We start from the raw sequence: 12112 nt of genomic DNA on the forward strand, positions 1-12112 counted from the left end.
CCCTCAACTGCGAAGAGCCGTGTCGCCGCATGGCATCAACGGCACCGTCGGCGGCGACGTGGTGGAGTGCAAGAAGTACGTGCGCGCGCTCAAGCAGTACGCGCCGTTCAAGGATGTCGACATGAAGTGGTCGGAGGGCACCGGCCTCGACGACGAGGGCTTCAGCCTCGACTTCCCCCGCCTCACCGTGCGAGTGCGGCCCGAGATCGTGTCGTTCGGCACACCCGGCGAACTCGATGTGAACGAAGACGGTGTGGTCGGCGGTGGCACCCACCTGAAGCCCGACGAACTTCACGAGCTGCTCGAGCAGAAGCCGGATGCGGTGTTCTTCGACGGCCGCAATGCGGCAGAAGCGTCGGTGGGCCGGTTCAAAGATGCGATCGTGCCCGACACCGTGACCACCCACGACTTCATCCGTGAGCTCGACTCGGGCAAGTACGACGACCTGAAAGACAAACCCGTCGTTACCTACTGCACCGGAGGTGTGCGCTGCGAGGTGCTCTCGGCGCTGATGATCAAGCGCGGCTTCAACGAGGTCTACCAGCTCGACGGCGGCATCGTTCGCTACGGCGAGCGCTTCGGCAACGACGGGCTCTGGGAGGGCTCACTCACCGTGTTCGACGGCCGCCAGTACATCGACTTCGCGCCCGACGCCAAGGTCATCGGCCGCTGCGTCGTCTGTGACTCCCCCACCCCGCGCCTGCAGAACTGCGCCGATGACACCTGCCAACAGCGGCTCGTAGTGTGCGAAAACTGCTCGGCCACCCACCCCGTGTGCGCGGCTACTGCGGCGAAACAGTGACGTCGTCGACCGAATCGACACCGAGGTCGTCGAGCGAGAACTCATAGGCGTAAACGGCCTGCGGGCTCCATGCACAGTTCATCTGGCCGTCGCCGCTCGACTCGCTCGTGACGAGGTCATAGGCGATTTGCCCCGCGCCGTCGGTCGCGAACGTCAGCGACTGCGGCGGGCATGAACCGAAGTTTGCGATGACGAGCACTTCGCTCGCAAACTCCGGGTTTGGCGTCTGCAGGCTCTCGTCGCGGAGGTCTTCCGGCAGATCCGACCACCAGGCCTCCCACCCGTCTTCGTCGGTGAAGAGCAGTGGCAAGTCATTGTTGGCGAGGAGCGCATCGAACTCGCTGCGCGCCGCCACCACATCCTGCTGCCAGAGGTAGCTCTTGGATGCGGGGTCGAATTCGGTGAGCTGCGTCGTCGCACCGTCGCTGGGGCCCGGCGCCGGGTTCGGCCCGGGCACTCCGACCGCGCCGCAGCCCGCGAGCATTCCCACCGCAAGGGCCGCCGCGACGGTCTGCCACCAGCGAGAACGCGACATCGGCTACTCCTCTTCTTCTTCCACCACAAACTTCACCTCAGTGCTTGCATCGACACCGAGATCGTCGAGCGCAAACTCATACAACACGACCTCGCGGGGGTCTTCCCCGCAGTCGTAATTGTTGTCGAGGTTGATCGGACGAAACTCGAGAAAGAGGTCGCCACCACCCGACGTCGCGAACTCCGCCTTCATCGGGTGGCACGTGCCGTGCACCACGAGCACCGCGACCGTGCTGCCGAAATCGAGTTCGGGCAACGGGCCCCACTGGTTCGCGACGTCGTCCTCGGTGGCAATGAACTCGCTCGAGTCGCGAAACGTGTAGCGGTCGACGAACGCATCGCATTCGTCCTCACCCACCGAGTACTCGGTCCACAATTCCGTCGTCAACGCCGGGTGAATCCCATCGGCGTAACTCGGGGTCACGCTCCCCACACTGCCCGCACCATCACCTGTGCACCCCGCCAAGGGTGCTCCGGTGACGCCGGCCGCGGTGAGCGCGACCCCGCCCCGCATCACTCGCTGCTCCCCAACCATGGCCACCACTGTTCCATAGTGGGCAGGATGCTGGGTGAACGAGCGCCCAACTACGAGAGCTTCAGCGGCCGCTCACTCGCACGCACCGGCGCGGGCAGCACCGTCGAGCCCGTGAGGTAGCGGTCAACTGCGGCCGCGGCTGATCGGCCCTCCGCAATGGCCCACACGATGAGGCTCGCGCCTCGACCGGCGTCGCCCGCCACATATACGCCAGGCTCCTCGGTCGCGTAGTCGTCATCGCGCGACACTGCGCCGCGTTCGAGCGTCACACTGAGCTGCTCCGGCAGCGACTCCGCGTCGGTGCCGGTGAAGCCCAGCGCGAGCAGGCACAGCTCGGCGGGAATCTCACGCTCGGTGCCCGCCTTCGGTCGCCGCACGCCGTCGACGATCTCGGTCTCGGCCACGAGCAGCGCGCGCAGCTTGCCGTCATCGTCCGCGAGGAATTCGACGGTCGACGCGAGGTACTTGCGCTCGCCGCCCTCCTCATGGCTCGTCTGCACCTCGAACAGGTTCGGATGCGTCGGCCACGGTTGGTGCGCCGGGCGTTCGCTCGGCGGCTGCACACCAATGGCGAGGTTCGTCACGCTCTTGGCACCCTGGCGGTGCGCGGTGCCGATGCAGTCCGAGCCAGTGTCACCACCGCCCAGCACGACTACGTGCTTGCCCTTGGCCGAGATCTGCTCGACGACCTGGTCGCCTGCGCTCGCGTGGTTCTGCTGCACGAGGAACTCCATCGCAGTGTGCACACCGTCGATGTCACGCCCGGGAACGGCGAGCTCGCGCGACTTCAGCGCGCCCGTTGCGATGAGGACCGCGTCGAAGCGCTCGCGCAGCTGGCGCCACGTCATGTCGCGGCCGATCTCGATGCCGGTGCGGAAGCGCGTGCCCTCGGCGGTCATCTGCTCGATGCGCGCGTCGATGCGCTGCTTCTCGAGCTTGAAGTCGGGGATGCCGTAGCGCAGCAGGCCGCCGATGCGATCGTCGCGTTCATACACGGCGACGGTGTGACCGGCGCGCGTGAGCTGCTGCGCCGCCGCGAGGCCCGCAGGACCCGAGCCGACGACCGCGACCGTCTGACCCGTGAGGCGGGCGGGAGCGTGCGGCTCCATCCAGCCGTTCTCGGCGATGTCGTCGGCGATGGCCTGCTCGACCGACTTGATCGCCACGGCGGGCTGGTTGATGCTGAGCACGCACGACGACTCGCAGGGCGCCGGGCAAAGGCGGCCGGTGAACTCGGGGAAGTTGTTCGTCGAGTGCAGCCGGTCGGCGGCGAGCTTCGACTCACCCCGCCACGTGAGGTCGTTGAACTCGGGAATCAGGTTGCCGAGGGGGCAACCCTGGTGGCAGAACGCCACGCCGCAGTCCATGCAGCGACCCGCCTGACGCTGTAGTACCGCACCGTCACGCTGAATCTGCTGCACCTCGTTGAAGTCGAGGATGCGCACCGCCACCGGTCGCTTCGGCGGCAGTTCACGCTCAGTTACCTTGAGAAATCCGCGCGGGTCAGCCACGGGTCACCTCCTTGATCTTTTCCCATACGAGTTCGCTGTCGGGGTCATCGCCCTGCTGCTCGGCCCGGTCACGAATCGCGTGCACCGCCGCCCAGTCGCGCGGCACGAGCCGCGTAAAGCGCGACCAATCCGCAGCATCCAGCAGCCGTCGCGCGACGGCCGACTCGGTCAGCTCGGCGTGCCGTTCAAGCAGCACGCGCAGCTCCATGACGTCCTCGTCGCTCAGCGACTGCAGCTGCAGCTCACCGCTCGCGAGGGCCTCGGGGTTTACCTTGCGGGTGTCGAGGTCGAGCACGTAGGCCGTGCCGCCCGACATGCCCGCACCGATGTTGCGGCCGGTCGGGCCGAGAATCACCGCGGTTCCGCCGGTCATGTACTCGAGCGCGTGGTCGCCGACACCCTCGCAGACGCCGATGGCGCCCGAGTTGCGCACGAGGAATCGCTCGCCCACGACGCCGCGCAGCGCCAGGGCGCCGCTCGTCGCGCCGTACCCGATGACATTGCCGGCGATGACGTTGCGCTCGGCGACGAAGCTCGCGCGGCGGTCGGGGCGCACCACGACCTGCCCGCCCGAGAGGCCCTTGCCGACGTAGTCGTTCGCGTCGCCGAACAGCGTGATGTTGATGCCGCGCGGCACGAACGCGCCGAGCGACTGCCCCGCCGAACCCGTGAAGTTGAGCTCGATCGTGCCGGGCTCCGCACCGACCTCGCCGAGCAGTTTCGTCAGCTCGTTGCCGAGCATCGTGCCCACCGAGCGGTCGGTGTTCGCGATCGCGAGATCAAGGCGGATGCGCTCCCCCGACTTCAGCGCCTCGCGCACCTGCGGAATGTAGGCCCAGTCGAGTTGCGCCTCAAGCTCGTGGTCCTGCTGCGTCGTGTGGCGGCGATCGCCGCGACCGGCCACAGCAAACACGCCCTCGAGGTCGAGTCCGTCGGCCTTCCAGTGTTCGACGGCGTCGTCGAGGTTGAGCAGCTCGGCGTGGCCGGTCGCCTCCTCGAGACTGCGGAAGCCGAGCGACGCGAGAATCTCGCGCACCTCCTCGGCGATGTACTCGAAGAAGGTCTCGACGAACTCCGGCTTGCCAGTGAAGCGCTCGCGCAGCTGGGGGTTCTGCGTCGCGACGCCGACCGGGCAGGTGTCGAGGTGGCACACGCGCATCATGATGCAGCCCGACACGACGAGAGGCGCGGTCGCAAAACCGAACTCCTCGGCGCCAAGCAGCGCACCGATGACGACGTCGCGGCCCGTCTTCAGCTGCCCATCTACCTGCACCGTCACGCGGCCGCGAAGGCCGTTGAGCATGAGCGTCTGCTGCGCCTCCGCGAGGCCGATCTCCCACGGCGTGCCCGCGTGCTTGAGCGAGTTGAGCGGGCTCGCGCCGGTGCCGCCGTCGTGGCCCGAAACGAGCACCACATCCGCCTTCGCCTTCGCCACGCCGGCCGCCACCGCGCCGATGCCCGAGTGGGATACGAGCTTCACGTGGATGCGGGCGTCGCGGTTCGCGCGCTTGAGGTCGAAGATGAGCTGCTTGAGGTCTTCAATCGAGTAAATGTCGTGGTGCGGCGGCGGCGAAATGAGGCCGACGCCGGGCGTCGCGTGCCGCGTGCGCGCGACCCATGGGTAGACCTTCTCGCCGGGCAGTTGGCCACCCTCGCCGGGTTTCGCTCCCTGCGCCATCTTGATCTGAATGTCGTCGGCGTGGGTGAGGTACATGCTCGTCACGCCGAAGCGACCCGAGGCAACCTGCTTGATCGCGCTGCGGCGCTCGGGGTCGAGCAGGCGGTCGGTGTCTTCGCCGCCCTCGCCGGTGTTCGACTTCCCGCCGAGGCGGTTCATCGCGATCGCGAGCGTCTCGTGCGCCTCCTGCGAGATCGAACCATACGACATCGCGCCGGTCTGGAACTTCTTGACGATCTCGCTCACCGACTCGACCTCGTCGATCGGAATCGGCGAGCGCGCCTCGGTGCGCAGCTTGAACAGGCCACGCAGGGTCTTCAGCTCGCGCGCCTGGTTGTCGACGAGCGAGGTGTACTCGCGGAACACGTCGTAGCGCTGGTTGCGTGTCGAGTGCTGCAGCTTGAACACGGCCTCGGGGCTGAACAGGTGCGGTGCGCCGTCGCGACGCCACTTGTACTCGCCACCCGACTCGAGGCGACGGTGGTCGAGCGCCGCGCGCTCCGACTGGTACGCGAGGACGTGGCGTTGCCGGGTCTCCTCGGCAATCGTGTCGATGCCAATGCCGCCGAGGCGGCTCACGGTGCCGGTGAAGTACGTGTCGATGAGCTCCTGCGAGAGGCCGACCGCCTCGAACGCCTGGGCGCCGATATACGACGACACGGCCGAGATGCCCATCTTCGACATGATCTTCATGACGCCCTTGCCGAGCGCCTTGATGAGGTTGTGCACGGCGTCGTCAACGGTGATGCCCTTGAGCGAGCCGCTACGCACGAGTTCCTCGGCCGACTCCATCGCGAGGTACGGGTTCACCGCGCTCGCGCCATACCCGAGCAGCGTCGCAATGTGGTGCACCTCTCGGGCGTCGCCGGTTTCGACGAGCAGGCCGACCTCCATGCGGTGCCCCTCGCGAATGAGGTGCTGGTGCACGGCGCTCACGGCGAGCAGCGTTGGAATCGGCGCGAGCTGTTCGTCGGAGTCGCGGTCGGAGATGATGATGAACTGCGAGCCACGCGCGACCGCCGCATCCACCTCTTCGCACATCGCCTCGAGACGATGCTCCATGGCGTGCTCGCCCTCGGCCACGGCGTAGAGCGCCGAGATGACGCGCGTGCGGCGCGAGCCCGGGGTGCGGTCGATGTGGCGAATCTTCGAGAGCTCGTCGTTGTCGATCACCGGGAAGTCGAGGATGACCTGGCTCGCGTGCTCCTCGGTTGCGGTGAGCAGATTGCGCACCGGGCCGAGCCCGCTCGACATCGAGGTCACGACCGACTCGCGGATCGAGTCGAGCGGCGGGTTCGTCACCTGCGCAAACGCCTGCGTGAAGTAGTCGAACAGCAGGCGCGGGCGCTCCGACAGCACGGCGATCGGGGTGTCCGAGCCCATCGCGCCGAGCGGTTCGGCGCCAGTGCGAGCCATCGGCTCGATGAGCATCTTCAGCTCTTCTTCGGTGTAGCCGAAGGCGCGCTGGCGACGCACAACCGACGCGGGCGTGTGGCTCACGTGTTCGCGCTCGGGCAGGTCGTCGAGCTTGATGCGGGTCGACTCGAGCCACTTGCCCCACGGCTCCGAGCGGGCGAGCTCCATCTTCACCTCGTCGGAGGGGATGATGCGGCCGGCCTCGGTGTCAATGAGGAACATCACGCCGGGCTGCAGGCGGCCGCGGGCACGGATGCGCTCGGGCTCGAGGTGCGGCATGACGCCGGTCTCACTCGCGACGACGACGAGGCCGTCTTCGGTGACCATCCAACGGCCGGGGCGCAGCCCGTTGCGGTCGAGCGTCGCGCCGACGAAGCGGCCGTCGGTGAACGAGATCGACGCGGGGCCGTCCCACGGCTCCATGAGCAGCGAGTGGAACTCGTAAAAGTCGCGCAACTGCTGGGGCATGTCGTCGGAGTTCTCCCACGACTCCGGCACCATCATCATCATGGCGTGCGGCAGGCTGCGGCCCGAGAGCGTGAGCAGCTCGAGCACCTCGTCGAACGAACCCGAGTCGCTCAGGCCCTCGGTGATGATCGGGTAGAGTGGGCGCAGGTCGCCCAGCAGCTCGCTCTCGAGCTGCGACTGTCGAGCGAGCATCCAGTGGCGGTTGCCCTCGACGGTGTTGATCTCACCGTTGTGCGCGATCATGCGCAGCGGCTGCGCAAGCGGCCACGAGGGGAACGTGTTCGTCGAGTAGCGCGAGTGCACGATCGCGAGGCGAGAGGTGAAGCGCTGGTCGCTGAGGTCGGGGTAGAAGTCCTCGAGCTGCAGCGTCGTGACCATGCCCTTGTAGGTAACGGTGCGCGCCGACAGCGAGGGCAGGTAGTCGCCGAGCTCGCGCTCGATGCGCTTGCGCATGCGGAACGTGAGGCGGTCGAGCTCGATACCGCTCGCCCTGGTTGTCGCCGAGGTCACGAAGATCTGGCGGATGACCGGCATCGCGTCGCGCGCGAGCGAACCGAGCACCTCGGGTCGGGTCGGAACCTCGCGCCAGCCGAGCACCTTGAGGCGCTCCTGCGACGCGATGCGCTCGATCGCCTTGGCCGCGGCGTCGGGCTCGTCAACGGGGAGGAACACGAGACCGGCGGCGTACTCCCCCGGGCTCGGGAGAGAAAAGTCGACGACGGCGCGGAAGAACTCGTCGGGAATCTGCGACAGGATGCCTGCGCCGTCACCGGTGCCCTCGTCGGAGCCGACGGCGCCGCGGTGCTCAAGGTGACGGAGCGCATCGAGGGCTCCCTCGACCACGTCGTGGCCGGGCGCGCGGCGCAGAGTTGCCACCATGGCGAGGCCGCATGAGTCCCGTTCAAACACGGGATCGTATAGGCCCTGTCGTTCGGGCGTGTTGAGCGCCGAAATGCGCTGCTGCGACATGTCTCACCTCATTGCGGGTTGGGTTTGATGGCAGGCCAAAACGTCATCGATTCGGCCGACAGTTCGAAAGTTTACACAGAGCGCAGATCACACTAAATGTATGGTCTTCATTCTCGGTGGTGCGAGCATGGCTCTGTGATCACCGCCGAATTCATCGTGAGGGTCTTCGACTACCTCGGCACCTTCGCGTTCGCTCTGAATGGCGCGATGGCGGCGACGCGTGTCGTGCGGCTCGACATCGTCGGCGTCGTCACCCTCGGCATCATTACCGCGACGGGCGGCGGCGTGGTGCGCGACGTGTTGCTCGGCGACACTCCCCCGGCAATGTTTGGCGACTGGATCTACCTCGCGGTCGCGCTCCTCGGCGCGCTCATCGCGTTCTTCGTCGCACGGCCGCACCACATCCTCAATTCGACCGTGCAGGTGCTCGACGCGATCGGCCTCAGCCTCTTTTGCGTCGTCGGCGCGCAAAAGGCCCTCGCGTTCGGAGTCGAGCCGATTCCCGCCGTGCTCCTCGGCGTCATCACCGCGGTCGGCGGCGGCACGATCCGCGACATGATGCTCGGCCGGGTGCCGACCATCCTGACGAGCGAGCTCTACGCGATCCCCGCCCTCGTCGGCGCGACCCTCGTCGTCGTGCCATTCGCCATCTGGCATCTCGACGGCGTGCTCGGCGTTTCGACGCAGCTCGTCGGCGCGATCGCGTGCTTCCTCATCCGCACGCTCGCCATTCACTTCAAGCTCAGCGCCCCGATCGCACGGGCGACGCCCGACAAACACGATCACTAGGCTGGCGCTATGCCCGACGAGCACCTCGAGTTTCCCAACATCGACCTCGATGCCTTCGAGCGACTCGTCGTCGCCGAGCTCGACGCGCTGCCCGATGCCGCCGTCGATGGGCTCGACAACGTCGTCTTCCTCGTCGAAGACCGGCCCGAAGACGGCTGGATACTCGGGGTCTACGACGGCGTCGACCTCACCGAGCGCGGCACCTACGACTGGGGCCCGCTGCCCGACCGCATCATTCTGTTTCGCGAGCCGCTGCTCGACTACTGCAGCTCACTCGACGAGCTGCGCCACGAGATTCACGTGACGCTCGTGCACGAAATCGGCCACTTCTACGGCATCGACGACGCGCAGTTGCACGAGCTCGGCTGGGGCTAGCGCGCGGTTTCCGGCGCGGGCCAGCCGTGGTCCGCGAGCACGGCGATCGTCTCGGCGACGCCGATATCTACCGGCAGCGTGACGTCGGCGAGGTCGGCCGAGCCCTCGGCCGCATAGAACGCGTCCTCCTGTGCGCGCCACGCCTCCCACCAGGCATCGTCGCCGTCCCGCAGCGACGCGCGCCGGTGCCGCAGCTCGGCCTCGACGTCGAACCACGCGCCCAGGGTCACGAGCCGCCGGCTCGCGCGCGACAGGGCACCGCATCCCTCGACCACGATGAGCCCCGGATGCACGGGTACGCCGAGCTCGAACGCGTCAGCATGCCAGTTCCAGCGCCGCGGCACGACGACGTCGCCCGCGAGCACGGGCTCGAGCACCTCGCGCACGAGGTAGTCGGCGCCGTCGGCAAGCCCGCCCCAGCCCGGGTAGAAGTCTTCGACGTGCACGAGCTGCGCGCCTGTCACGAGCGCGACATCGCTCGCGAGGGTCGTCTTCCCGGCGCCGGAGCGGCCGTCGATGGCGAGGATGCAGCTCGTACGCTGCGTCGTCACCTAGCGGCGCTTCTTCTTCAGTGCCTTGAGGATGCGCGGCACGGCCCAGCCCGACACGACCATGAGGGGCGTGAGCGCGGCGAGCAGCGCCACGATGTTCGGGCGGAAGCGGGTGCCATAGGCGTCGGTCAGCACGTAGCCCAGCGGCAGGCAGACGTTGCCTGCCGTGAATTCGACCTGCTCGATCGACTCGGATGCGGTGGTTGCGTCAGTCATGCAGGTCACGATAGGCGGCCCATCTGGGCAAAGTCAGGAAGCCGCCGATGCTGCGCACTACGCTGGCAGCGTGACTCAAGACACGATCCAGAGCTGGCCAGGAACGCCGTACCCGCTCGGAGCAACCTATGACGGCTCGGGCACCAACTTCGCGATTTTCTCGGAGGGCGCCGAGTTGGTCGAGCTCTGTCTGTTCGACGACGAAGGTGTCGAAACACGCGTGCGCCTCTTCGAACGCGACGGCTTCGTCTGGCACTGCTACTTGCCCAAGGTGCTTCCCGGGCAGCGGTACGGCTACCGCGTGCACGGCCCCTACGACCCGGCGAGCGGTCGACGCTTCAACCCAAACAAGCTACTGCTCGACCCGTACGCGAAGGCGATCGACGGCAACATCGAGTGGAACCAATCGGTGTTCTCGTACAACTTCGGCGACCCCGACTCTCGAAACGACGAGGACTCGGCCGCGTCGATGCCTAAGGGTGTCGTCATCAACCCCTTCTTCGACTGGGTCGGCGACCGCCACCCGCGCACGCCCTACGCCGACTCGTTCATCTACGAGGCGCACGTGAAGGGCCTTACCCAGCTCCACCCGGATGTGCCGGAGGACATGCGCGGCACCTACGCGGGCATCGCGCATCCCTCAGTTGTCAACCACCTCAAGAACCTCGGCGTGACCGCGATCGAGCTCATGCCGGTGCACGAGTTCGTGCACGACTCCACTCTGGTCGAGAAGGGCCTGCGCAACTACTGGGGCTACAACACCCTGAACTACTTCGCGCCGCACGGCGACTACTCGTCGGCCGGCGACGACGGTCAGCAGGTGCAGGAGTTCAAGGCGATGGTGAAGACCCTGCACGCGAACAACATCGAGGTGATCCTCGACGTTGTCTACAACCACACGGCCGAGGGCAACCACCTCGGCCCAACCCTGAGCTTCCGCGGCATCGACAACGAGGCCTATTACAAGCTCGAGGCTGATGACAAGCGCTACTACACCGACTACACGGGCACGGGTAACTCGCTCAACATGCGCAGCCCGCACTCGCTGCAGCTGATCATGGACTCGCTGCGGTATTGGGTGCTCGAGATGCACGTCGACGGATTCCGCTTCGACCTCGCCTCGACGCTCGCGCGCGAGCTGCACGACGTCGACAAGCTCTCGAGCTTCTTCGACCTGGTGCAGCAAGACCCGATCGTCTCGCAGGTGAAGCTCATCGCCGAGCCGTGGNTGTGGGCCCAGGCGGCTACCAGGTGGGCAACTTCCCACCCCTGTGGACCGAGTGGAACGGCAAGTACCGCGACACCGTGCGCGACTTCTGGCGCGGCGAGCCCGCCACCCTCGGCGAGTTCGCCACCCGCATCACGGGCTCAAGCGATCTCTATCAGCGCGACGGCCGCCGGCCCGTGGCATCCATCAACTTCGTCACGGCGCACGACGGCTTCACATTGCGCGACCTCGTGTCATACAACGACAAGCACAACGACGCGAACGGCGAAGAGAACCGCGACGGCGAGAGCCACAACCGCTCGTGGAACTCGGGCGTCGAGGGCCCAACCGACGACCCGGCGATTAACGAACTCCGCGGGCGTCAGCAGCGCAACTTCATCGCGACACTCTTGCTCTCGCAGGGCGTGCCGATGCTGCTGCACGGCGACGAGCTCGGCCGCACGCAGAACGGCAACAACAATACCTACGCCCAGGACTCGGAGCTGAGCTGGGTGCACTGGGACACGGCCGACGTCGAGCTCGTCGAATTCACCCGGCGCCTCGCCGAGTTGCGTCACAACCACCCGACATTCCGCCGCCGACACTTCTTCTCGGGCCGCATCGCGAAGCGTGGCGAAGGCGAGGGCCTGCCCGACGTCGTGTGGTTGTCGACCGATGGCAGCCGTATGGAGGGCGAGGATTGGAACGAGGCATTCGTGCGCGCCATGGGGTATTTCCTCAACGGCGACGCGATCACCGGTCGCGACGCGTGGGGACAGCGCATCACCGACAAATCATTCCTCATCTACTTCAACGCATCAGAAACCGACGTCGAGGTGACCGTGCCCTCGCACGAGATCTCGATGACGTGGGAAGTCGTGGTCGACACGGCCAGCGGCGAGCGCACGCACGCCCAGCCCGGCGACACCTTCGTGATGCCCCAGCGGTCTATGGCAGTGTTGCGCGAATGGAGCGAGGCAGATGCCGTGCCGACTATCACGTCGTCGATCTCCGTCATCAGCCCATCGCCGACCGATCAAACGTCCATGAGCTAGCGAAAG

9 protein-coding genes and 1 pseudogene are annotated in these 12112 nt (G+C 66.8%); 4 read left to right on the forward strand and 6 right to left on the reverse strand.

Annotation, left to right across the window (positions count from 1 at the left end):
* The coding region (trhO, locus tag ID132_RS08665; RefSeq protein ID WP_193128371.1) for an oxygen-dependent tRNA uridine(34) hydroxylase TrhO at positions 1-802 on the forward strand (802 nt) is incomplete at its 5' end.
* Here the strand turns inward: trhO and ID132_RS08670 are convergent.
* The 4 genes from ID132_RS08670 to gltB form a co-directional block, all read right to left on the reverse strand.
* Entirely contained in the window at positions 783-1337 is a 555-nt protein-coding gene (locus ID132_RS08670; RefSeq protein WP_193128372.1) for a hypothetical protein, read from the reverse strand. The two genes, trhO and ID132_RS08670, sit on opposite strands and share 20 nt — an antisense overlap.
* Before the next feature lie 3 nt (positions 1338-1340).
* Positions 1341-1760, reverse strand: coding sequence for a hypothetical protein (locus tag ID132_RS08675; protein WP_193128373.1), 420 nt, complete (start codon positions 1758-1760; stop codon positions 1341-1343).
* A 161-nt stretch (positions 1761-1921) separates the two neighbouring features.
* Positions 1922-3382, reverse strand: coding sequence for a glutamate synthase subunit beta (locus tag ID132_RS08680; RefSeq protein ID WP_193128374.1), 1461 nt, complete (start codon positions 3380-3382; stop codon positions 1922-1924).
* Entirely contained in the window at positions 3375-7913 is a 4539-nt protein-coding gene (gene gltB / locus ID132_RS08685; RefSeq protein WP_193128375.1) for a glutamate synthase large subunit, read from the reverse strand. Before gltB ends, ID132_RS08680 begins: the two co-directional genes overlap by 8 nt.
* Before the next feature lie 135 nt (positions 7914-8048).
* Between gltB and ID132_RS08690 the strand changes: the two genes are divergently transcribed.
* Entirely contained in the window at positions 8049-8702 is a 654-nt protein-coding gene (locus ID132_RS08690; RefSeq protein ID WP_241209224.1) for a trimeric intracellular cation channel family protein, read from the forward strand.
* Between the two features lie 9 nt (positions 8703-8711).
* Complete coding sequence (locus ID132_RS08695; protein WP_125107963.1) at positions 8712-9077, forward strand: metallopeptidase family protein; 366 nt, start codon at positions 8712-8714, stop codon at positions 9075-9077.
* Here ID132_RS08695 and ID132_RS08700 read toward each other — a convergent pair.
* On the reverse strand, positions 9074-9628 hold the full coding sequence (locus ID132_RS08700; protein ID WP_125107962.1) for a nucleoside/nucleotide kinase family protein: 555 nt from the start codon (positions 9626-9628) through the stop codon (positions 9074-9076). The two genes, ID132_RS08695 and ID132_RS08700, sit on opposite strands and share 4 nt — an antisense overlap.
* Positions 9629-9844, reverse strand: coding sequence for a hypothetical protein (locus ID132_RS08705; protein WP_125107961.1), 216 nt, complete (start codon positions 9842-9844; stop codon positions 9629-9631).
* Positions 9845-9929: 85 nt separating this feature from the next.
* On the opposite strand from ID132_RS08705, the pseudogene glgX reads away from it, so the two are divergent.
* A pseudogene (glgX, locus tag ID132_RS08710) lies at positions 9930-12106 on the forward strand (glycogen debranching protein GlgX).
* Positions 12107-12112 lie beyond the last annotated feature (6 nt).

The sequence above is a fragment of the Gulosibacter sediminis genome (genome assembly GCF_014904065.1).
Lineage (GTDB): Bacteria > Actinomycetota > Actinomycetes > Actinomycetales > Microbacteriaceae > Gulosibacter > Gulosibacter sediminis.